This is a genomic window from Pseudenhygromyxa sp. WMMC2535 (assembly GCF_011083025.2).
Genome location: NZ_JABJWV010000001.1, coordinates 5154375 through 5177500, shown reverse-complemented (window position 1 = coordinate 5177500; position 23126 = coordinate 5154375). Strand labels below are relative to the sequence as shown.

The window sequence follows — 23126 nt, the reverse complement described above, 5'->3', positions numbered from 1 at the left end:
GTTCTTCGTGACCGTCAACCCGGCCGCGCCGCTCAACGATCGTCACACGATCTTCGGGCGCTGCGATACCAAGGTGCCCATCGAGATCTCGAAGGTCCGCACCCAGAGCCGGCCGATCCCAGACAAGCCCTTTGACGACGTGACGATCTCGACCATCGATATCGTGCGCAAGAAGTAGGGCAGAGCACAATTCGCTGATCCGCCCGAGCGCGTCGGCCCAGGAGCGGCGGTCTGCAGCAATGTAGACCGCCGTTTTTCGTGGTTCTGCGCGATATCTCTACGCGCGTTCCCTTCACAAAATCTTTTTTTGCGCATCTTCCGTGACTCGTCGATGCATCGCCTCTATTTTGATACCTGGGGGAATTTGAACCAGTGACGATGAAGAAGCTCGACAAACATGCGTGGATGCTGTGCTTGACCCTATTGGCCCCGGCTTGCGAGACCAAGGGGGACGACGACGACGCGGCCGACGAGATCGGCAGCGAAGACGAGACCTCCGAAGGTGAGACGACCGCGGGGGAGACCACCGGCGGAGAGTCATCCGAAGGCGAGACCACCAAGGGGGAGACCTCCGAGGGCGAGACCTCCGAGGGCGAGACCTCCGAGGGTGAGTCCTCCGAGGGTGAGTCCTCCGAGGGGGAGACCTCCGAGGGGGAGTCCTCCGAGGGGGAGACCTCCGAGGGTGAGTCCTCCGAGGGGGAGTCCTCCGAAGGCGAGACCTCCGAAGGTGAGTCTTCCGAGGGCGAGACCACCGAAGGAGAGTCACCCGAGGGCGAGACCTCCGAGGGTGAATCATCCGAGGGCGAGTCGTCCTCCGAAGGCGAGACCACCGAAGGCGAATCCTCTTCCGAGGGTGAATCATCCTCCGAAGAGGGCCAGGTCTTCATCCCCGATCCCGATCTACCCGAAGATATTTGCGATCCTTTCGCCCAGGACTGCTCCAATGGCGAGAAGTGCGTGCCGATCGCCACAAACGACACTTGGGATACCAACTTCTGCGTCCCGATCCAGGGCGACGCCCAGGCCGGGGAGTCCTGCACCCTGGAGAGCATCCAGACCGGCCTCGACGACTGCGGCGCGGGGCTCTACTGCCTCTCCGACACCTGCATCGATCTGTGCTCGGGCAGCATCGATGAGCCGCTGTGCCCCGAGTCCACCGCCTGCCTGGCCAGCAACGACGGCACGGTCAACTTCTGCCTCCCGACCTGCGATCCCCTGGTCCAGGACTGCGCGCCAGGAGAGGGCTGCTACTGGGCGAACGCCAGCTTTCAGTGCTTGAACACCTCCGTGGATTTGGAGACTGGCGTGCCCTGCGGCTTCCTCAACGACTGCGCGCCGAGCAACATGTGCATCTCGGCGGAGTCGCTCCTCGACTGCGAGGGCGCGGCCTGCTGCGCGAGCTTCTGTGACCTCGGCGATGACCAGGCCTGCGCCGGCATGCCCGGCCTCAGCTGCGTCGCCTTCTTCGAGGAAGGTCAGGCACCTCAGGGATACGAGGACGTCGGCATCTGCATCGTGGGATGACCGTGGCGGGATAACCTGATACACCGCGGGCGTGTCCACCGGTCTGCGCCACGTCCGCGATCGCTACGAGGCAACCCCGCGCGGCCTCGACGGCGATGACATGGACAGGCTCAAGCGAGGCGATCGCGGCTGCCTGGGAGACCTGCTCGCGGGCGCCGGCGCGATCACCTTGGTGATCTTGCTGGTGCTCTCGGGCATGGGCCGGGTCGGCTTCGCCTGGGTCTACGTCGGCGTGGCCCTCTTCGTCGGTGGGTTTGCGGTCGGCGCCGTCAGCCAGGCGCGCTCGGGTCGCGAGCGCCAGGCCGCCCTCGAGTCGGGCCCCTTGGTGTTCGGCGTGGTCCTGCGCTCGGCCCCCTGGCTGCGCCGACCGGGCAAGCGCCCCGGCCGAGCGGTGGTCTTGCTGTGCACGGATCCCCAGCGCCGCTTCGACCGCGAGTGGCTCGAACGTACGGCCGCGAGCCTCGAGGCGCGCCTGGCCAACCCCGAGTCCGGGGCCGACTCGGTCCCGCTGCGAGCCCTGCTCGCCGACGAAGATCTGTTTGCGAGCCACGCGGTCCCGAAGGCCCTGCTCGCCGAGCCGCCGAGCGCGGGCGAGGTCTACCTCAGCGCGATGATCGTCCACCCCGAGCGCCTCGAGGGCGGCTACCTCGGCGCCGAGGATGACCGCGAGGCGGACGCGCGCGACGAGGCCCTCGACGCGCCGACGCGCCCGCCAGTCATCGCCGCCATCGTCGCGCCAGAGCGCGGCTTCATCGAGCAAGCCCCCCACGTCGCGGCCCCCTGAGCGCTCGCTATCAGCCTGAGCGCTCGCTGTCAGCAGTGGGCTTCGCCCCTGGGTTGCTGACAGCCGGCGGCGTGTAAGGCCGCCGCGGCGCGCCCGTTGTCCGAGCGCTGCCGCGAGTTGCTACGCGCAGCCACCTCCCGCACCGCGGCCACGCTCTGCATCGGCGCCTTCGCCCGAGCCGAGCATGGCCCCGACGCGGCGAGGCTCGCCCTCCCCTGGCCTCCCGCCGACAAGGAGCTTCGTCGTGAAGCGCTCGCTGCTGCATTGCCTGTTCCGTGCCCATCCGCTGCTCGCAACCATCCCCGCCTGCGTGGGCCTGCTCGCCACCGCGCCCGTGGCTCGAGTGGCCCAGGCCGCGCCGCCCTCCGCCAGCTCTGGCGTCATCAACGGTGTGGTCGAGAACTCGATCACCGGCGAGCCGCTCGAGTACGCCCTGGTGATCTTGCAGTGCAGCTGCCTCGACGGCCCCCAGGAGCGCCAGACCTCGGCCACTGGGGTCTACTCGTTCACCGGCCTGCCCCCCGGCAGCTACACGATCCAGGTCCTGTCCGGGCGCGCCGACGTCTCGAAGATCGCCCAACTGCCCAGCGGGGCCCGCTTTCGCGCCAACTTCAGCCTCGATCCCAAGCAGTCCGAGATCACCGTGCTCGAGGTCGTGGTCCCGCTGCCGATGACCACCGACGGCACGACCAAGCTGACCGGTGACGAGATCAGCAAGCTGCCCCTGGGCAACAGCACCGGCCGCGACTTCAGCGACGTCATCGAGGTCGCGCCCACCTCCGGCAAGGACGGCGCTGGCTTCACCCTCGCCGGCGGGACCGGGGCCGAGTCCAAGTACACGCTCGAGAACGCCGACATCACCAGCCCCGCCTTTGGCACGGTCGCGGCCACGCTGATCCAGGAGTTCGTCCAGGAGGTCGAGATCAAGGAGTCGGGCTACGCGGCCGAGTTTGGCGGCGCGTCCTCGGGCCAGGTCTCGGCGCGGCGGATCGCCGGGACCAACACGGTCCGCGGCGAGGCCGGCATCCGCTTCGCCCCTCGCCTGGCCGCGCCGCGGCTGATCACCGGCACGGACGAGGCCCTGCGCGTGACCCAGGTCGGAGACTTCAACGCGCAGGCCTACGCCATCGTCTCGGGCCCGATCAAGAAGGACAAGCTCTTCTTCACCATCGGCGTCACGCCCAGCGGCACGCGCTACACCTTGACCCAAGGCTTCTACAGCCGCGTCGACCGCGACAGCTCCGGGGGCTATGAGGACTGCCCCTACGAGAACGGGGCCAACGACTGCGTCGACGGCGGGAACTACATCGACAGCGAGCGCTTCGCGGATCAGCGCTTTCACACCGGCGCCTTCAACTTCGGCTACATCGCCGGCCTCGACTGGGTCGTGACCCCGCGCCACCGCCTGGGGCTCACCGCCCAGGGCGGCCCGAGCTTCCAGCGCACCAGCTACCGCCTGCCCTTCAGCTTCGACCCCAACGCCTTCGGCACCAACCCCAGCGCCGACCTCGGCGGGAGCTCGCGGATCGCCACCGGCGTCGTCAACGACCACTTCGGCGTCAGCTTGGCCCACACGACCCTGGTCGCGCTCAACTACGAGGGTCGCGTGCTCCAGGACAAGATGGAGATCGACGCGGGCGTGTCCTACTTTCAGTCGGTGTCCGAGGACGCCTGGCGCCTCGAGCACCCCGAGCTCGAGAACATCCCGGCCACCCAGGAGCAGGACGCCCAGGGCCGCAACCTCTACGAATTTCTCGACCGCTCCTCGGCCGTGGACCTCGTGCCCGAGGTCGAGGACGCCTGCAACGGCTCCGACCTGCCCGGCGAGGCCTGCCCGACGCGCTTTTGGCTGTCCGGGGGCCTGGGCGAGTACGACAAGGACATCAACCGCCGGGTCACCGGGCGCCTGCACCTGACCCACTTCTTCGAGGCCGTGGGCTCGCACCAGATCAAGTGGGGCGGCGACGTCTCGTGGCTCCAACGCCACAGCACCTTCACCTACTCGGGCCAAAACGACGCCGAGTTCTACGACAACTGCGACGCGGGCGAGGAGGGCGGCGGCGAGTACTGCTACAACCCCGCGACCAACGAGTATCGCTTCACGCGCTCGTCGCGGGTCAACAACCACCGCTTCATCCTCGTCGACACCGACAACCCCAACAACCGGACCACCCGGGGCTTTGGGACGATCCGCCGCGAGCAGGGGGATCTGCGCGCGCTCGCCGACTCCCTCGGCCGAGGGGCGCGCGTCGACAGCTACGACGAGACGCTCTCGACCCTCAACTACGCGCTCTTCTTGCAGGACCGCTGGGCGATCCTCTCCAACCTCTACGTCAGCGCGGGCGTGCGCTGGGAGCTCCAGGACATGCGCGACATCTTCGGCGACACGAAGATCATGATCTGGGACAATATCGCCCCGCGCCTGGGCGTGGTCTACGACTGGACCGACGAGGGCCGCAGCCGGCTCTACGCCAGCTACGGGTGGTTCTATCAGCCCCTGCCCTTGCAGCTGAATTCGCGCGTGTTCGGCGGGCTGGTCAACGTCGCCCGCAGCTACCAGCAAAACGACTGCCTGGGCCGGAGCACCGCGGCCGGCGATCCCCTCGTCGACGAGGGCGGCCAGCCGAGCGAGTGGTGCGTCGACACCAACGCGAGCACCACCGGCCTGGTCGAGGGCGCGATCGTCCCGCGGCTCAAGGGCCAGTACAACCAGCAGTTCCAGATCGGCTACGAGCAGGAGGTCATCGAGGACCTGGTGCTCGGCTTCCGCTGGCTGCACACCGACCTCGGCCGCGCCGTCGAGGACGTGTCGACCAACGGCGGCCAGAACTTCATCATCGCCAACCCCGGCGAGGCCGTGCGCGAGTCCGACATCCAGGCCCAGCGCGACACCTGCTCGGCGCTCCAGACCGAGTACGACAGCTTCTCGCCCAACGACGACGACCGCAACGTCGTCGCCCGCGAGCTCAACCGCTGCAATTTCCTGGTCGACGCCTACGAGCAGATCAACGAGCAGTTCGACAAGCCCACGCGCAACTACGACGCGTGGACCTTGCAGCTGCAAAAGCGCTTCGCCAAGAACTGGCTGCTGATGGCCAGCTACACCTACAGCCGCCTGATCGGCAACTACGACGGCTTCGTGGACTCGACCAACGGCTCGATCAACATCGGCGCGAGCACCCAGTACGACATCCCCGAGCTCGTGCGCAACAGCTACGGCCCGCTCTCGGGCAACATCCCCCACCGCCTGAAGATCGACGGCTTTTATAGCTTCGACTTCAAGCAAAGCGGGCGCCTGACCCTGGGCACCAGCTTCCGGCTGCAGTCGGGCGTCCCGGTCAACGTCCGCTCGGACACGCCGAACTTCAACTACTCGGGCGCCTACCTGGTCTACCTGCTGCCCCGCGGCGAGGGCGGCCAGGTCCAGCCCAGCTACCAGTGGAACGTGACCGCCGGCTACGCCTATCCCCTGCCCGGCGAGCACGACCTCGAGCTCGAGTTCAACGCCCGCGTGCTCAACGTGACCAACGCCAAGGCGGTGCTCCGGGTCGACGATATCTACACCTACCAGGCCGCGCGGCCGATCGCCGGCGGCGACACCAGCGACCTCAAGCACGCCAAGGTCTGGGAGCAAGGCGGCGGCGCCGACAACTTCTTCTCCCGCGACATCGTCCAGCCCCAGGGCAACTACGGGGTCGAGACCAGCTTCCAGCAGCCGCTCTCGGCCCAGTTCGAGCTAAAATTGCGCTTTTGAACCAGCGCTGACGGCTGGCGTCGCTCACCGCCGCGGGGCACAGTGGCGGCATGAGCGAGGCCGAGCGACGCGACCCCCAGGGCCGGCTGATCTTGCCGCTGACCCAAAACACCGACCCCTACGCCCTGCGCAAGGCCGGCGAGCTGCTCGAGCACGAGGCCGGGGCCGAGGCCAAGGACCGGTTCAGCTCGGCCGAGCTGCGCTTTTGGGACTTCGTCCACCGCGGCACCCCGGTGACCTTGCAGTGGGAGCGCGACGCCGGGCTCTCGCTGGTCGCCGGCGCCGCCGAGGACGGGGTCGAGACCACCACCCGCGACCTCGCCCTGGTCCTGCGCACCAAGCTCGACGCCGCCGGGCTGGTCTCGTGAACCTCCGCGAGCTCGCGCTGCTGACCGGGGCCATGGCTCGCCTGGCCCGCGACTCGGCGCGCATCGACGACCTGCACATCATCGCCGAGATCATCTCGCGGCGTCGCTACGCGGCCCTGCTCGACGCGGCCCTGCGCGAAGACAGCCCGCTGCTGCGCGAGCGCCCCGAGATCGACCACGAGAGCGTGGACTTCGAGGCCCTGCGCGCGCTCCCAGCCGACAGCTTGGGCGGCGCCTATGTCCGCCACCTCGAGCGCCACGGACTCGAGCTCTACCTCGACCCCACCTCCACCCGGGTGATCCGCGACCCCGACGTCGGCTACCTGATCCACCGCTACCGCCAGGTCCACGACATCTGGCACGTGCTCTTGGATCTCGGCGTCGCCGGCCACGAGGAGGTTTTGCTCCACGCCTTCGTCCTCGGTCAGCTGGGCCTGCCAAACTCCGCGCTGATCGTGAGCCTCGGGGGGATCAAGCACCTCGTCCTCGAGGGTCGCTGGGACGCGCTGCGCCGCGGGCTGATCTCCGCCTACCGCATGGGTAAGCGGGCTTCCCCGCTCCTGCTCGTGCGATGGGAAGATCACTGGGCCGAGCCGCTCGACGCGGTCAGGGCTCGCTACGGTGTCGCCCCCCTGATCACGGCCTGAATGGCCCTCAACGTGAAGAATCACTGGTCCGTGGCGCGAGCTCGGCCATCGCTACAGTGATGATTTGGAATCAAAATTCTAGAAAGGCACGTCGACGCAAAGTTCGGTCCAAAGGCCAGTCCCATGGGGTATTGTTCGGACGGTCCGAGCGAGCATGTGGTGGCTCTGCGGGCGGATGCTTCGATGCGACGACGTGTATCCAAGAGGAAGGCGAGCGCCCCGCCGCCACTCGAGCCGGTCGAGCCGGCCAAGCCAGCCAAGCCAGTCGAGATTGCGCGGCTGCGTGTGCCGCCAAAGACCTTGGTCTTGATGCGCGACCCTCCCGAGCGCAACGACGAGTTCTTTGGCGCCCCCCCGCTCAACATCCACACCATGTTCTGGGCGCGCTGTGTCGTCGACGGCAGGCGCGAGCGGACGACCCGCAACCCGAACGCCGTCCGTAAATTCCTCCGCCGCGAGGCCGGGCTGCTCGACGCGGATCAGCTGCGGGTGCTGGCCCTGACGATCTGCAAGCTCTCGCGCCTCGGCGACCTCGTGGGCGGGCCCTCGTGCCGGGAGGACTTCGCCGAGAAGGTGTTCGGGCTAACCCCCCAGCGCCTCACGCCGAGCCTGCTCGACGGACACCTGGGCTTTCATACGCTCTCACGCGCCTTTTATGGCGACCTCCTCCAGACCCTGCACGAGTACAGGCTCGACCTCGGCTCGGGCGACCTGCGCTGCGTCGAGGTCACCCGGCCGTGGGCGAGCTAGGAGCCCGTCACAGGCTCGCGGCCAGCAGGGGCAGCGCCCGCTCGGCGCCCATCACCGTGACCAAGGTGGTCAGCTTCGGGCCCTTCTCGCGGTCGATGAGCAGGTCGTAGATCAGCGGGAAGAATTCCTTGGGCCCGAGCTCGAGGCCCTCGAAGAGCCCCTTCATGTGGGGGACCAGGTCGGCCTCGCGCAGCGGCTTGGCGGCCTGCTCGAGGGCCGCGACCAGGCGCGCGAGCGCTTGCTTGGGCGCGTCCTCGAGCTCGCGGACCACGGGCTGCTCGCGGATCCGGTAGCAAAACTCCGCCGGGGCGAAGTCATCGATCCAGTTCCACACGCAGCGCGCCCGCGCGTCGAAGAGCGCCCGCTCCTCGTCGCTGCGCAGCTCGCCGCTGTCCTCGTAGTGGGCCCGGGCGCGGTCGATGTCGCCGTCGTAGATCTGCAGGATCATCGACAGCGGGCGGAAGCTGGGCTGGAAGGGCGGCGTGGTCCCGGGCTCGACGCGCACGCCGGCCGGATCGGCGAGCTCGAGGGTGCGCCGGGCGACGGCGCGCTTCTTGTCCTTGCGCCCGCCCTCCTCGGGCTCGTGCGCGAGGGCCACGGCGCGGTCGTAGTCCTCGTAGATCTTGAGCACGTCGAGGTCGAAGCTGATCGCGAACTCGGTGTTCGGCCGGGTCGAGGCGAAGAGCCAGCGCAGTAGCTTGGGCTCGTAGATCCGCAGGCAGTCCGCGACCGTGACCACGTTGCCCTTGGAGCTCGAGATCTTGCCGCCCATGCCCTTGATCGACACGAAGTCGTAGGCGACGTACTGCGGCGCCGAGCCGCCGTAGACCTGGTCGACGATCTGCTTGGCGGTGTCGTAGCTGCCGCCCTCGGAGCTGTGGTCCTTGCCCCCAGGCTCGAACATCACGCGCTCCTGGGCCCAGCGCATCGGCCAGTCCACGCGCCACAGCAGCTTGACGTCGCCGCCCTCGCGCAGGTCGATCTTGCCCACGCGACCGGTGGACGCCACGCTGTAGTGTACGATCCAGCCCTCGTCCTCGTTGGGGTCCCAGCTGAACTTCAAGTCGTCGCGGCCGGTCTCGGGGTCGAAGCCGGCGATCGGCAGCCAGTCGGCGGGCAGCGGCTCGCGGCGGTACTGGTCGAGGATCGCCTTGATCTGCGCGCTGTGCTGGAGCGCCTGGCGGATACCCTCGGCGTAGTCGCCGGCGCGGTAGCGCCGAGACTGGCGGATGAACTCGCAGTCGATGCCCAGCGGCTCGATGCTGTGCTCGAGGGCGGCGATGTTGTGCGAGGCGTAGCTGTCGAGCTCGCCGTAGGGATCGGGGACGTCGGCGATGCTCTTGCGCAAGTTGGCGGCCAGCATGTCTTGCTGGGGCATGCCCACGGGGACCTTGCGGAACACGTCGAAGTCGTCCCAGGAGTAGATGAAGCGCACCTTCTTGCCCTGCGCGCGCAGGGCCCGGGCGACGAGATCGACGGTGATGATCTCGCGGAAGTTGCCGACGTGGACCACCCCCGAGGGGGTGATGCCGGCGGCCACGGTGATCACCTCGGCGTCGGCGTTCGCCGCGATCGTGCGCGTGGCGGCATGGTCGGCCCAGTGCGAAAAGTAGGGATCCGGCGGTGCCATGGGCTGCGAAGCATGCTCGATCCCCCCTTGTCTGTCGAGCCGGCCACAGACGACACTCGGGCGTGGTTCGACGAGCACGAGCAAGCGCAGACGCGCGCGTGAAGCTGGCAAAGCCCCTCGAGCGCGCCGTGGGCCGCGGGCACCCGTGGATCTTCCGCGACGCCCTGGCAGGCAGCGCGCCGGCGCCCGGCAGCGTGGTCACGGTCCTCGATCGCAAGGGCCGCTTCCTGGCCCGCGGCCTCGCCGAGCGCGGACCGATCGCCGTGCGCGTGCTGACGACGCGCGACGAGCCGGTGACCGAGGCCCTGTTCGCCGCCCGCCTCGACGCCGCCCTCGCGCTGCGCGATCGCCTGGCCCCCGCCGAGACCGACGCCCTGCGCCTGGTCCACGGCGAGGGCGATCGCCTGCCCGGGATGGTCTGCGATCGCTACGCCGACTGCGCCGTGCTCCGCTTCGAGGGCGAGGCCATCGAGCCGTGGCGCCCGAGCCTCGAGGCGATGATCAGCGAGCGCCTGCGCGCCCGCGGCGTGACCACGCTCTTGCGCCGCAGCGGCCGCGGCGAGCACAAGCAGGTCGAGGCGCTGTTCGGCGCGGCCCCCAGCGCCGCGATCGCGGTCCGCGAGCACGGCATGGTCTTGCTCGTCGATCTCGGCGCCGGACAAAAGACCGGCATGTTCCTCGACCACCGCCCCAACCGCCTGGGCGTGCGCGAGCGCGTCGCGGGGCTGAAGGCCGCGGGCGTGGGCGCGGCCAGCCAGGGGCCGCGCGTGGTCAACCTCTTCGGCTACACCGGCGGCTTCTCGATCGCCGCGGGCCTCGGCGGCGCCGGCGAGGTCGTGACCGTCGACGTCGCCGCGCCGGCGATCGACCTGGCCGAGCGCGGCTGGGCAGCCAACGGCCTCGATCCCCACCGCCACCGCGGCGCCCCCGTCGAGGTCGCGCGCTGGCTCGGCGAGGCCAAGGCCGGGCGCTACGACCTCGTGGTCGCGGATCCGCCGAGCTTCGCCCCGCGCAAGTCCGCCCGCGACAAGGCCCTGTCCGCCTACCAGGCCCTGCACGCCGCGGCGATCCCCGCGGTGACCAATGGCGGGCTCTACCTCGCGGCCTCGTGCTCGAGCCAGGTCGACCGCGACGCCTTCGAAGAGACCCTGGCCAAGGCGGCGCGGGGCCTGCGGGTCGAGCTGCAGATCCTCGAGCGCAGCGGCGCGGGCTTCGACCACCCCGTCCCCCTGGGCTTCCCCGAGGGCGCCTACCTCAAGTCGACGCTCTGCCGAGTCCTGCGCTGAGAGTCTGTGCCGAGCCGAGACCGCCCGCGAGACCGGGGCGGTCCCCGCATTTTGCTCCCTTTTGCGCGCGCCTCGTGCTCTACTGCGCGCGATGCTCGTCGTCACTGGCACCCCGCGCTCCGGAACCTCGATGTGGATGCAGATCCTCGTCGCGGCGGGCTTCGACGCCATTGGAGAGCCCTTCCCCGGAGACTGGCGCTCCTTGCTGCGCGAGGCCAACCCCGACGGCTACTGGGAGTCGCAGCTGCTCGGCGGGGTCTACTACCGCAGCAACCCCCACCCGCTCACCGGGGCGTTCTTGTTCCCCGATCAGACCCGCTTTCACGCGGTCAAGATCATGATCCCGGGCCTGGTCCGCAGCGACATCGCCTACCTCGATCGCGTCGTCGCCACGGTCCGCGAGTGGCGGCAGTTTTGCGCGTCGCGGGAGCGCCTGCAGACCATGATCGACCAGCACCTCGGCCTCGATCCCCACGAGGAGCTGTTCCGCAGCCGCCTGCCTCCGGCGCTCGAGTGGTGGCTCGACAACTTCGCGCTCCTGCGCGACATCGCCACGCGCCGCTACGCCGCCCACGTCTGCTCCTACCAGTCGCTCCTCGACGACCCCCACGAGGCCATCGCCGAGGTCCTGCGCTGGCTCGAGCGCGGGGACCTCGACGCGGCCGTGGCCGCCGTCCGCCCGCAACACCAGACCCAGCGCGCCCAGGCCCCGACCCCGGCGCTCGAGCCCGAGTTCGTCGAGGTCTTCGACGAGCTCTACGACCACATCCACCGCGGGCTCCCGCTCTCGGCCGCGTTCTTGACCAAGCTCAACGAGACCGACCTCGCCCTGCGCCCGCAGATCCTCGCCCACGAGGCCCAGGCCCGCATCAGCGCCGCGCGCAGCTTGCTGCGCGAGCAAGACGACAGCTCGACTTGAACCGATCGCCGCCTCGCTGGACTACCCGCCCGCACGCCGAAGACGCCATGACCACCGCCGAGAACCCCCGACAGACCTTTCGTCTGCGCTGTCGTGACACGCAGTGGCTCGATCAACCCGCGGCCCTGAGCGATTTCGCCCGACCCGCGGGAGCCACCGACCCGATCCACCAGGACGCCGCCTTCGTCGAGACCCTGCTCGCCGACGCGCTGCTCCGCAGCACCCTCGAGGCTGCCGGCCACACCAGCGGCCAGCGCATGCTCAGCTGCGAGGCCGGGCACGCGCCCATCCCCGCCAGGCTGGCGCCCCCGGACGAGCTCCCGCCGATCGCCGACTGGACGAACCCTGGGCAGGCCCAGGCCGCACGCGAGGCTCGGTCCTCGCGTCCCTCCTCCTCCGCGTCGACCACCTCTTCGAGCCGCAAGCCAGCAGCCCGTGGTGAAAATCCCGGCGCCAGGAGCCGCGCAGAGTTCCACCACGGGCTCCTCGCCGTCGCGGCTGGTCTGCCCGTGCTGCTCGGCGCGACCTTGGCCCACGCTGGCGAGGGTCCACAGGCCGACGTGGTCGCCGCGCTGAGCGGGGTCGAGGGCGACGCGCCCGCCGACGCCAGCCAGCCCACGGCCGAGCCTGCGCCTGCGCCCGCTCCCGCTCCCGCCCCTGCGCCCGCCCCCGAGCCCTCCTCGGCTCCGGCGACCCCGCCCCCGCCGGCCATCGCCCCCGCCTCCGCCGACGATCTCTCGCTCACCGGCACGACCTTGTGGGTCGGGCTGCACGACAAGTGGGTCACCTTCGTCATGAAGGACGGCGAGCGCCTCGCCGGCAAGGTCGTCGCCCAAGATCAGGGCAAGCTCGCCGTCGCGCGGGCCGCCGACGGCACCGTGGTCTCCGTGCCCAAGGCCGACATCGCCGGCCTCGAGATGCGCCAGAGCGAGCAGCTCGACGAGCAGCCCCTGGTCGTGCCCGAGCGCACCACCAAGGACGGCTTTGGCCTGCTCGCCGGCGGCGCCCTGATGACCGGCGTGGGCTCGGCCGCGGCCCTCAGCGGCGTCGTCTTGCTCGCGATCTGGCCGTACTCCGTCTACTACAGCCTGCCCCTGCTGGTCCTCCCTGGCGCGGCGATGATCGGCGGAGGCGCGGCGATGATCCGCGCCAGCAAGCGCAAGCGCAAAGCCTACAACGAGGCCTGGGGCCTGCCCCAGATGACCAACCTGCAAGTTCAGCCCACCCTCGGCTTCAACCGCAGCGGCGGTCAGGCTGGCCTGGTCCTGCGCTTTTGAGGAGCACCACCATGGCGCCCAACGACTCCCACGCAAACGAGCCCGCCGAAGCCCCCGCCGAAGCCCCCGTCGAAACCTTCGATCTGCGCTGCCGTGAGGCCGAGTGGATCGACGACGACGTCGCCACCGACTTCCACACCCCCGCCCAGCTCTCCGCCAGCCAGCGCAACGCTGGCCTGATCGAGCTGCTCGCCGCCGACGCGATCGCCCGGCGCAGCTTTGGTCTGACCGAGCTCGCCGGCGAGCGCCCGGTGCTCAGCTGCGAGACCCCGCGCGTCGGGATCCCCGTCGCGCCGTGGGATCCGAGCGCCAAGCTCGACACCACGGCCTGGCGCCTGCGCAGCCAGCTCGACGCAGAGCTGATCACCCCGGACTTCACAGCCGGGCGTCAGCGCCAGCGCCAGCGCGCCCTCGGCCGGGCGCTGCTCGTCGCCGCGGGCAGCTTGTCGCTGCTCTTCACCGCCGCCGTGGCCGAGGCCGCCGGGCCCAGCCAGGTCAGGGTGGTGCCCGCCGCAATCGTCGAGGCGCCCCCCAAGCTCCCCCAGGAAGCTGAAGCCGCCGCTGCCGCCAGCCCCGACGCGGCCCCGGCCCAGCCCGCGCCCGACCAGGCCGCGCCCGCGGGTCCCAGCCCCGACGCCGCGAGCACGGCCGCGCCCCCCATGGCGAACGCGGGGGCGAGCACCAACGCCGCCCCGCGCGGCCCAGCCGGCACTTCGCTGAGCCTCACCGGCGACGCGCTGTGGGCCGGGCTGCTCGACGAGCGCGTCATCTTGACCATGAAGAACGGCCAGAGCCTCGACGGCAACCTGGTCGCCCAGTCCTCCGCGGCCCTCGCCATCGCCCGCAGCGCCGACGCCATCGTGGTCTCCGTGCCCAAGGCCGACGTCGCCGGGGTCAGGCTCCACGTCGGCCCCGTCGAACCGCAGGCCCAGGCTCCGGTTGGCGTCGGCCCCGTCGCCGAGCGCCCGATCCAGGACGGCCGCGGTCTGGTCGCGGCCGGGGTGTCCTTGCTGATCCCCGGCTCGGCGCTCGCGCTCACCGGCACGGTCTTCCTGGGCATCTACCCCTCCGGGCTGTTCTTGAGCATGCCGATGCTGATCCCGGGCCTGCTCATGACCGGCGGCGGCGCGGCGATGCTCGCCGTCGGCAAGCGCAAGCGCAAGCGCTTCCGCGAGGCCTGGGGCCTCCCCGAGACCTCCCGCCTGCAGCTCACGCCCACCTTTGGCATGAACCGCCAAGGCGGGCACGCGGGCCTGGTCCTGCGCTTTTAGTGCGTGAGCGCCTTGTCCGCGCGCACCTGCACCGCCTGCGCCCTCGCGCTCGCCTGGCTCGTCGCCTGCCAGGCGAGCGAGGACAGCCCCCGCGAGCGCAGCGTCCCCACCCGGCCCGCGCTCGATCGCGGCGCCGCCCGGGCCGCCGCCGTCGATGGCCTCGAGGCCGCCGCCGAGCAAGCCGAGGTCGAGGCCGCCCTCGCCCGCTGCTTCGAATCCCTGCTCGGCGAGGCCGCGATCCTCGAGGCCTCGGAGCGCGCCCTCGCCCGCGTCGCCGAAGACCCCGAGCTGGCAGCGGAGGCCGACGACTTCTTCGCCGCCCTCCAAGACAGCCCGGCCATGCGCGCCGCCCTCGTCGACTACGCCCGCGCGGCCCAGGGCGAGGGGATCACCAGCGCAGGCCTGATCGCCTTCGTCGACGCGCGCCTGACCCGGCCCGAGCTCACCGCGCTCTTGCGGCGCACGCTCACGGCCGCGCTCGCCGACGCCGGGCCTGCCCTGGGCCACGCCCTGCTCATCGAGGCCGACGGCGCCGAGGCCCTCGCCGAGGTCGTGACCAGCCACCTCGACGATCCCGAATTCTCTCGCCGCCTCGGTGAGCGCCTGGGTGACGACCCCCAGCGCCTCGCCCGGCGCCTCGGCGATCCCGAGCGCGGCGCGACCTTGCTCGTGGACTTCGCCGCGGTCCTGGCCGAGGCACCCACCGGCCACGCGACGATCGCCGCGATCCTCGATGCACAGACCAGCGCAGCGCTCAGCGCAGCGAGCCTGCGCCGGCTGCTGCGTGACGACACCTTCATCGCCGCGAGCCGCGAGCTCTTCGCCCTCGCCCTCGCCGCGCAGATCGACGCGCGCGCCCTCGAGGCGGCCATCGACGCCCTGCTCGCTCTGCCCGCCCTGCGCCGCGAGGCCGCGGCCCTGCTCGCCGCCCTCGCCCGCAGCGAGGTCGCCCGTGGGCAGGTCTCGAGCTTCGTCCAGCGCTACGGAGAGCGCGAGACCATCGACCCCCTGCTGCTCGACGCCTTGGATTGAGCGCGGGTTCGCGACTACAGTGGCCGACATGAGCGAACGCTCGGCCAACGACCCTCACGGCGCCGATGATCGCCAGTACCACATCGGCCTGCGCCCCGGCGAGGTCGCCCCCGCGATCCTCCTGGTCGGGGATCCCAAGCGAGCCAAGCGCGTGGCCGAGGGCTACTTCGAGTCCTACGGCGAGCCGATCTCCGAGCGCGAGTTCGTGACCTACACCGGCCGCTACCGCGGGCTCCCGATGACCGTGATGGGCACGGGCATGGGCGCCGCCAACACCGAGATCGCGGTCATCGAGCTGTGCTCGCTCTTCGAGGATCCGCGCGGCCTGACGATCATCCGCGCGGGCAGCTGCGGCGCGCTCCAGCCGGGCATCGGCCTGGGCGAGCTGGTGATCACCCAGGGCTCCTACCGCCTCGAGGAGACCTCGCTGAGCTTCGTCGGCCCGGGCTTTCCGGCCCTCGCCCACCCCGAGGCGATCATGTCCTTGCTGTGGGCGGCCGAGGACGCCGGCGCGACCCACCACCTCGGCGTCACGGCCACCGCCTCGGGCTTCTACGGCGCCCAGGGCCGCGAGGTCCCCGGCTTCCCCCCTCGCAACCCCCACATCGAGTCCGAGCTCTCGCGCCAGGGCGTCAGCAACCTCGAGATGGAGAGCTCGACCCTGCTGACCCTCTCGACCCTGCGCGGCTTTCGGGCCGGGGCCGTGTGTGCCGTCTACGCCAACCGCGTCGACAACACCTTCATCGACGACGCCGACAAGGCCGGCGCCGAGGGTCGCTGCGTCGAGGTCGCCCTCAACGCGCTGGTTCACCTCCAGACCCTGACCGCGGCCCGCGGGGATCGTCCCTGCTGGCATCCTGGGCTCGCACGCTGAGCTCGGCGCGGACGCCCTCGGCGAAGCGCGGGATCACGCCGAGCTCGAGTTGGACGCGCGAGAGCGAGGGATCGCGGACCACCGAGCGCTCGAAGCGACGGCGCTCGAGGCAGTCCTCGCCGCGCAGGGTCTCGTCGAGGAGATCGAGCCAGCGGGCGATCTTCTCGTCGGACTCGTTCTCGGGCACGCACAAGCAGGCGCGCAGATCGATGTGCGAGTGGCGAGCGACGAACTCGGCGATCTGATGGACGATCGCGCGGGAGTGCGGGGGGATCCACTCGCACTCGGCGCTGCGCCGGCCCTCGAGGGCGATCGCGCTCGAATTCCCGAGCAGGAATTTGCCGCTCTCGGGATCGAGGATCACCCGCCCCGGCGGACGCAGGAGCATGCGCCGCCACTCGGCCACGGTGTCCTCCACCGCGCGCTCGAGGGCCGGGCTGCCCTCGGCCTCCTCGGCCACGCGCTTGGCCTGGAAGAACAAGCTGGCGTGCGAAGACCGGGTCGTGGCCTCGTAGACCACGTCGGCGTTGGGCTCGTCGCCGCGGGCGGCCTGGCGAAAGAGCATCAGGTAGGCGCGGTAGTAGTCGAGCGCGCGCTGGGGCGTGTTGATGCTCGCCAGCTTGCGCAGGCCCGGGGGGATCAGCAGCCCGCGGGGCATCAGCGGCCTGGGGTTGACCCGCGGGATCGGCTGGACGCCGACGATCAGCTCGGCCCCGGCCGAGGTCAGCACCGCCGTGGGCACGTCGAGGGTCAGGCCGCCGTCGAGCAGGCGGCGGTTTTGCACGTAGGTCGGGACCATCGGCGGCAGCGAGCCGCTCGCCATGCAGGCCTGACCGGCGAGCGAGGACGAGAGGTAGGCGGTCTCGCCATCGGCTGCGCGCGCGGCCACGGCGATCACCGGGAGCTCGAGGTCGTTGAGGTCGAGGCCGTCGAGCAGGTAGGTGAGCAGCAGCTCGAAGGGGGTGTTGTCGGTCCACGCGAAGGCCACGCCAAAGCCGAAGTGGTGGCGCTTGCTGACCAGCTCGTCGAGGCCGCGGTCGCCGAGCGCCGAGTAGAAGGCGCTGATGAACGCGCCGGTGCTCGAGCCCGAGAACACGTCGATGGGGATGCCGACCTCGCGCAGGCGTCGGATGAAGGGGATCGCCACGTAGGACTGGCAGCCGGCCCCGCCGATGCCCACGCCGATCCGTCGCCAGGTCACCGCCCGAGCCCAGCGCTCCATGCACGCGCGCAGCTGATCCGCCTGGGCCACGCTCAGCGCGAGGCAGTCGATGGTCCGCGGGTTGTCGCGCGCGCGCAGGACCTCGAGGGTTTGCGCGTCGAGGCGCATGCGGATCGCATCCAGCGGCCAGGGCGTGGGGTCGCTCCCAGGCACGCCCATGAGCTGCGCGAGGACGTGCCCCGCGTGGGCAGCCAGCCCGCGGACACGACCCGGGCGCGGGCGACCGGGCGGCCTGCCCCCCCCGCCATCGCCGAGCTCGCGCAGCCACTCGCCGACGCGCTCGAGCTCGAGGTTGGGCGGCTTGGGCCCGAGCAGCGCCGTGGGCAGGACCGAGACCCCCGACAGCAAGCCGACGCGCTCGGGCATCGACGCCCAGTCGTCGGGGCTCGCCACCAGATAGGCGATCTGCGAGGGACAGGGCAGATCCACCATCGCGCGCATCAGCGTCAGCCGCTCGCTCGCGTCGAGGGCCAGCGAGCCAGCGTCGACGAGGATGTGATCGAAGAGCAGCCCCCAGCGCTCGGCGAGGTCGACGAGCAGCGCCCGCACGGCCGCGGCGAACTCGGGTCCGCGCGGGACCAGCAGCGCCTCGGGCACGCCAAAGGGCGAGCTGCGAGCCACGATCCCCGGGCCCTCGCGCAGCAGCCGGACCACCGCCACGCGATCATCGAGGTGATCGTGCGCGGCCTCGGCGAGCAGGCTGACGAGCCCCGAGACCGGCAGCGCCTCGGTGGCCGGATCGGCGAGCACCAGGGTCATCTCGCCGGCGGCGATGATCGGGTAGCAGTGGTCGAGGCCCGAAGGCTCGCGGATCCAGCTGCCCAGGGTCGCCGGGCCCAAGGTCCGCGCGAAGCCTGGGGTGGTGCGGATCGTGAAGTCGACGCTATCCCGGCGGATGCGGATGACCTCGGTGGTGTGCTCGCTGATCGCAATCAGCGAGCGCGTCGGGCCGCGATCCGAGAAGATCGAGTGCTCGGGGATCAGCTCCCCCGCGCCGACGATGGTGCTCTGGCCCGTGTCCTCGTCGATGATCCGGACCTTGCCGGTGACCACGTAGCGCAGGGCCGTCTGCGCGCGGCTCCCGTTCACGGGGATCGTCCATCCGGGCGGCCAGCGCTCGAGCACGCCGCCCTCGACCAGGCGCGCGACGTGCATCGGGCAGGCCCTGGAGAACTCCGGCGTGCGCCGCAGCGCGCGGATGAACTTGGGCGAGTCCGGGCGGGCGCCGTAGAGCCCGATCAACCGGCTGACCAGGCGCTTGCTCTGCGGCGGCGCGAAGGCCCGGTGGTAGGCCTCGCGGGGCAGCTCGAGCACCCACAGCTCCTCGTGGGCCTCGGCCACGAAGCCGGGGTTCTCCGGCACCGCGAAGCGCCGCGCGGCGGGGTGCTTGCTCGCCCACTCGTTGACCGAGGCCAGGCCAAAGACCGCCCCCGCGTCCAAGGTCGGCGCGCCCGCGGGATCGACCCCGGCGAAGGCCGTCCAAAACAGCTGGCCCTGGACCACGACCCGCAGCGGGGCCCGGCGGTACTCCTCGAGGCGACGGAAGAAGGTCGTCCCGTGGGCGTAGCGCGCGAGCCTCAGCTCGCGGGCGAGGGGCTCGAGCGCCTCATCGTGGAGACGCTGCAGGCCGCGGGTATGGCGGAGGGCCATGAGCGCGTCGAACTCGAACGAGGGCTGGCGTTTCATCGGCGGACACGGACCGTAGCACTGTAGGTGGTGTAGGCCTAGGTGACCGCGATCCCAGCTTTACAGGGATGCATCGCCTCAATCGAAAGGAACAAATGCTCTATATCGACCAAATATTAGCCATGTGATGTATCCAAATTCAACATTAGTAAATAATAATGCTACCTGTCGGATAAAAAGTACATTTACTTGCATTTTCTGATTGACCCACGAGGTGAACGACGCTTGAATACATGTGCGCCCAGCGGGCACCACCCCGCACCATCGAGCACCACCCCTCACGACCGAGCACAGGACCCGCCATGAACCGCATCGCCGCCGCCGCCCTCGCCTTCGCCCTCGCCACCCCCCTCGCCGCCTGCACCGAGTCCGAGGACGAGTTCCGCAGCGTCGTCGAGTTCCAAGACGGCATGGGCTTCGACAGCGACACGGGCGCCTTCCGCCTGGTGCTCTCGGCCGAGCGCGGCGACATCGGCGTGGGCCGCAACGACCTCGTGCTCCGCGTCGGCTTCCACGACCCCAACGACGCCCAGGCCGAGGGCCGCGGCATCCCGAGCGCCGAGCTCTTCGTCGACGCGTGGATGCCCGGGGCCGACACCTCGATGCAGAGCGAGGTCGAGGTCACCTACCTCGGCGACGGCGCCTACGCCCTCGACAATGTCGTGCTCACCGAAGAGGGCGTCTGGAACATCGACATTGACATCGCCGTCGGCGACATGGTCGAGGGCGCCTCGCTGGCCTTCGAGGTCGAAGAGCTCGATTACCAGCACCGCAACTGAATCGATCGATTCGGCTGGCCTCGACGACTATCGATATTCCTGGCGCAAGCGAGCCCGTACCGGAGCACTCCGGTCGCGGGCTTCTTTCTTTTGGCGCAAGGTGCTGGCGCACGGCGTGCGCTCGACTCACCAACCACTCTGTGGTTGAATCGCCCGTCATGGGTTCAGAAACGACGAGACCAGCTAGAACGCTCTCTCTACTGACGCTGTGCTTGCTCCAAGGTTGTAGCGACGACCCCGGCATGGAGGAGCAGAGCAGCGCGTCGGATAGTGATGAGCCCATCTGTGGCAATGCCGTCGTCGAGGGTGATGAGACCTGTGACGACGGAAATCTCGTCTCCGGTGACGGCTGCAGCGCCACTTGCCAGCTCCCGGGAGCCCTCGTCGAGTGCGTAACCCTGCTCGAGGGCGCGGGTACGGGCAGCGACGGCACCCAGAGCCTATTGTCCATGGACGATGGATCCTTCATCGCCGCTGGTGCGATCACGGCGAGCACACCTCCCCTCCAAGACGCATGGATAGGGCACTTCGAGGCGACCGGCAGCCCCCGCTGGCTCCTTCACCCGAGCAGCGAGAACATCGACGCCGCGACCATCCTCGCGCTGGCCATCGACGAGACCGACGCCAACACCTGGGCCATCGCCAGCAAATACGGCGGCAAGCAGCTCATCCATATCGACGGCTCGGGCACCCTCGAGCACGACTGGTCGCTACCTGATCTCAGCGATCCTCCCGACGAGGACCTCAACGTCACGGCGCTCGCCAACACCGACACCGCGCTGTGGATGGCAGGCTCCAAGGGGGGCGTCTGGATGGGTCGCTTCGACACGAAAACCCAGCAGCTGAGCACGTCTTTCAACGAGGCCCCCGCCACCTACCCCGCTCGCGCCACCGCCCTCGCCTACGGCGGTGACTCCCTCGGCCTCCTCGCGGTCATCGAGACCAGCCCGAGCAGCGAGGGGGATCAGAGCTTCGAACCGTCCTCGAAGCTCCTCTTCGTCGAGTTCGACCTCGACGGCGAGGAGATCTTCCGCACCGAGCTTGGCGACGAAGGCGAGAGCGTCGCCACCCACGCCCAGGGCCTCGTCCCCGATGGCGCGGGCGGCTGGCTCATCGGAGGAACTCAGTGGGTCGAGGAAGTCCCCCCGTTCTCCTATCCGCGCAACGCCCTCGTCGTCCGAGTCCACCCGAGCGAGGGCTGGGAGTGGCGCAGCGACCAGGACAATCGCGTCATCCTCGACCTCGCTCGTAGCACGCGGGGCGTCATCGCCCTCGGCTACACCATCGTCGACGGCTCCGAGCAAGGCTGGATGGTCGGCCTCGACCTCGAAGGAGCGCCGCTGTGGGAGCGACAGCACGCCACCACAGGCTACGAACACACTCGATATGAAGCCGCCAGCTGGGACTCCAGTGAGCGCCTGCGGCTCTCGTCCTCGACCCGAACGACCTCCGAGAAGGCCAGCGTTGCGTCTTGTCTCACCGATGTCGAATAGAGAACTTCGCCACATATGAAACGCCCCTCCCTCCCGCGAATACTAGCGAGATCACCATTCACATTAACTCTCACTTTCCTCATTCAGGAACGCACGGCCCACTGCTACTGCCTGACCAGCACCCAATATCTAGATGCATGGAGTCAGCAGTTCCCTGATCTCAACATCCCAGTCAGAATCGTCTCATCTGGAAACAAATCAATAGAATTCATTGGCTGGTCACCAAACGACGTGGAGCGAGTGCTCGCCGAAGTTCTCGCCCAACATGACGAAGCGGTTCTCCTGCCCAAATTCTTGCACGCGGAAGCTCTCTCCCTCGACTGGTCACCAGCGTCTTCATCCTCTCCGCTGCGGAACTCTCTGCCCCCAGGGATCACTATACTGAGCGTGTCTTGCGAGGAACTCGAGTCCCTCGACAGCATGCAACACGGAATCTATTGCAACCCCATCGAGAACCCCAGCGTCCACGCTTGCACAGGCTCGTTTGGGTTCCCCGACCAGTCGACAAAGTCCTGGATCTTTTTCATGCCAGACAGCTGCCCCATCATATCTACCCCCGAAAACAAGTGGACGATTTCAGGAAACCCCGACCTTTCCCAAGGTTTATTTCATGAACTCGGCCATGCACTTGGCCTCGCGCACAGCAACATCAGTAAAGAAGAGTGTGAGGGGAACGGAGGCGTCCACGTTGGACCAGAGGGAGGGTCAAATGGGGTCATGCAAACGGCCTCCCCTGCAATCTTTTCAGCTTACAGATCAGGTCGTCCACACCACCCTCGATCAGACCGGCTCATTCACCCCCTCGGAACTCCCTCAGACGCTCGTCGATGAAGGCACCAGTGGAGTGAGCTTCGCACGCCCCGTAGCTGCCATCGGGGGCTGGCGGTGAAGAGCGAGTCTTCATCGCTTGGCTCGCAGACGAACAGACGACCTCGACGCTGGCGACTTTGAGAACCGCCACGCGCTCGCGCCAGTCGTTCGACTGGGTCTATCATGAGTCTCCAGAGAAGCTGCGGAGCAACCGCATGTCAGCGGGGTTCATCCCAGACCTCGAGTTGTTCATCGTTGTAATGCCAAGAAGCATCGACGCGACACTCGAGATCTTTCTCTTCGACAGCAGCGGTGCTCCCCACGGCTCAGCGATGCCAGTCGACGGTTTACAGGTGTTCGAGGCTGGTAGGCCACACTGCCTGGGTTCACGCTGCCTGGTCCCATTTTCGGAACAAGTAGTCGGCGGACCTACCTTTGGAGTCGTCGAATTGGACTTCGACAATGCCCCCATCTCCCACGAGATCATCTCCCACGAGATACTGACCGAACTCGATGTCCGTGGACGACTGAGCCTTCTCGACACCTCCTCGTCACTTTGGGCAACCATCGGCCCCGCGCGTCTGCACACAGGGGAATACCCAGGACTCACAGTCCAAGACCCAGCAGCAGACTTTGATCCAACCTGGCCCCTGAGCCTCTCGGCCTGGAGCGTCGACGAGAGCATACAGAGACGACTTCTCTCCCTGCGCTCCGTTTCGTGTGGAAACGGCATCGTCCAGGCACAAGAAGAATGCGACGATGGAAACGACATCTCAGGCGACGGTTGCAGCTCCACCTGTTCGCTCGAGGTCGAAGAGAGCGACGAGGGATCCGATGAGTCTGCCGACGAGGTAGGCGACACCTCGGGCGAAGGGGGGCTCGACCAGGAGGAAGGCTGTAGCTGTGACACCCGCCACGAGCCCAAGGGGGCCACGGCGCTCTCGCTGGGCTTGCTCGTCGCGCTCTCCCGACGACGACGACTCTGCCTAAGTTCCCGAAACTAGGAGCCCGTGGTGGAAC

Annotated in this window: 18 protein-coding genes (1 of these 18 only partly in view); 16 read left to right on the top strand and 2 right to left on the bottom strand. The window is 69.1% G+C overall.

The window, feature by feature from the left end; translation table 11 throughout:
* The 7 genes from G6O69_RS40385 to G6O69_RS20285 all read left to right on the top strand — a co-directional run.
* Positions 1-178, top strand: partial view of a peptidylprolyl isomerase gene (locus G6O69_RS40385; RefSeq protein WP_255215828.1) — the end only. It extends 965 nt beyond the left edge of the window; 178 of the gene's 1143 nt are visible here — the last part of the coding sequence; its start codon lies off the left edge, out of view; its stop codon occupies positions 176-178.
* A 194-nt stretch (positions 179-372) separates the two neighbouring features.
* Positions 373-1524 carry a hypothetical protein gene (locus G6O69_RS39420; RefSeq protein ID WP_217909874.1) on the top strand — a complete coding sequence of 384 codons (1152 nt, stop codon included), beginning with the start codon at positions 373-375 and terminating at the stop codon, positions 1522-1524.
* Positions 1525-1555: 31 nt separating this feature from the next.
* On the top strand, positions 1556-2308 hold the full coding sequence (locus tag G6O69_RS20305; RefSeq protein WP_172305176.1) for a hypothetical protein: 753 nt from the start codon (positions 1556-1558) through the stop codon (positions 2306-2308).
* Positions 2309-2552: 244 nt separating this feature from the next.
* Positions 2553-6062 carry a TonB-dependent receptor gene (locus G6O69_RS20300; RefSeq protein WP_346017068.1) on the top strand — a complete coding sequence of 1170 codons (3510 nt, stop codon included), beginning with the start codon at positions 2553-2555 and terminating at the stop codon, positions 6060-6062.
* Positions 6063-6112: 50 nt separating this feature from the next.
* Positions 6113-6430: a hypothetical protein gene (locus G6O69_RS20295; protein ID WP_172305175.1), complete on the top strand. Its 318-nt coding sequence runs from the start codon at positions 6113-6115 to the stop codon at positions 6428-6430.
* On the top strand, positions 6427-7077 hold the full coding sequence (locus G6O69_RS20290) for a Coq4 family protein (protein ID WP_172305174.1): 651 nt from the start codon (positions 6427-6429) through the stop codon (positions 7075-7077). Before G6O69_RS20295 ends, G6O69_RS20290 begins: the two co-directional genes overlap by 4 nt.
* 183 nt (positions 7078-7260) lie before the next feature.
* Entirely contained in the window at positions 7261-7827 is a 567-nt protein-coding gene (locus tag G6O69_RS20285) for a hypothetical protein (protein ID WP_176396978.1), read from the top strand.
* A 7-nt stretch (positions 7828-7834) separates the two neighbouring features.
* Here G6O69_RS20285 and lysS read toward each other — a convergent pair whose 3' ends face one another.
* Complete coding sequence (gene lysS / locus G6O69_RS20280; protein ID WP_172305172.1) at positions 7835-9457, bottom strand: lysine--tRNA ligase; 1623 nt, start codon at positions 9455-9457, stop codon at positions 7835-7837.
* Positions 9458-9555: 98 nt separating this feature from the next.
* Here lysS and G6O69_RS20275 point away from each other — a divergent pair, with 98 nt between their 5' ends.
* The 6 genes from G6O69_RS20275 to G6O69_RS20250 all read left to right on the top strand — a co-directional run bounded on the left by G6O69_RS20275 (position 9556) and on the right by G6O69_RS20250 (position 16116).
* The gene (locus tag G6O69_RS20275; RefSeq protein WP_172305171.1) at positions 9556-10743 is read left to right on the top strand and encodes a class I SAM-dependent rRNA methyltransferase; all 1188 of its coding nucleotides are present in this window, start codon (positions 9556-9558) and stop codon (positions 10741-10743) included.
* A gap of 91 nt (positions 10744-10834) precedes the next feature.
* Complete coding sequence (locus G6O69_RS20270) at positions 10835-11662, top strand: hypothetical protein (protein WP_172305170.1); 828 nt, start codon at positions 10835-10837, stop codon at positions 11660-11662.
* A gap of 47 nt (positions 11663-11709) precedes the next feature.
* Positions 11710-12939, top strand: a complete 1230-nt coding sequence (locus G6O69_RS20265; protein WP_176396977.1) for a hypothetical protein — start codon at positions 11710-11712, stop codon at positions 12937-12939.
* An 11-nt stretch (positions 12940-12950) separates the two neighbouring features.
* Positions 12951-14210 carry a hypothetical protein gene (locus G6O69_RS20260; RefSeq protein ID WP_172305169.1) on the top strand — a complete coding sequence of 420 codons (1260 nt, stop codon included), beginning with the start codon at positions 12951-12953 and terminating at the stop codon, positions 14208-14210.
* Positions 14211-14213: 3 nt separating this feature from the next.
* The gene (locus tag G6O69_RS20255; RefSeq protein WP_172305168.1) at positions 14214-15242 is read left to right on the top strand and encodes a hypothetical protein; all 1029 of its coding nucleotides are present in this window, start codon (positions 14214-14216) and stop codon (positions 15240-15242) included.
* 28 nt (positions 15243-15270) lie between these two features.
* Entirely contained in the window at positions 15271-16116 is an 846-nt protein-coding gene (locus G6O69_RS20250; protein ID WP_172305167.1) for a nucleoside phosphorylase, read from the top strand.
* Here the strand turns inward: G6O69_RS20250 and G6O69_RS20245 are convergent.
* On the bottom strand, positions 16037-19024 hold the full coding sequence (locus tag G6O69_RS20245) for a patatin-like phospholipase family protein (protein WP_172305166.1): 2988 nt from the start codon (positions 19022-19024) through the stop codon (positions 16037-16039). The genes G6O69_RS20250 and G6O69_RS20245 overlap by 80 nt on opposite strands.
* A gap of 302 nt (positions 19025-19326) precedes the next feature.
* On the opposite strand from G6O69_RS20245, the gene G6O69_RS20240 reads away from it, so the two are divergent.
* The 3 genes from G6O69_RS20240 to G6O69_RS20230 all read left to right on the top strand — a co-directional run bounded on the left by G6O69_RS20240 (position 19327) and on the right by G6O69_RS20230 (position 23110).
* Entirely contained in the window at positions 19327-19803 is a 477-nt protein-coding gene (locus G6O69_RS20240; protein ID WP_172305165.1) for a FixH family protein, read from the top strand.
* 212 nt (positions 19804-20015) lie between these two features.
* Entirely contained in the window at positions 20016-21296 is a 1281-nt protein-coding gene (locus G6O69_RS20235; protein WP_255215827.1) for a myxococcus cysteine-rich repeat containing protein, read from the top strand.
* A 1025-nt stretch (positions 21297-22321) separates the two neighbouring features.
* On the top strand, positions 22322-23110 hold the full coding sequence (locus G6O69_RS20230) for a myxococcus cysteine-rich repeat containing protein (protein ID WP_172305164.1): 789 nt from the start codon (positions 22322-22324) through the stop codon (positions 23108-23110).
* Positions 23111-23126: the final 16 nt, after the last annotated feature.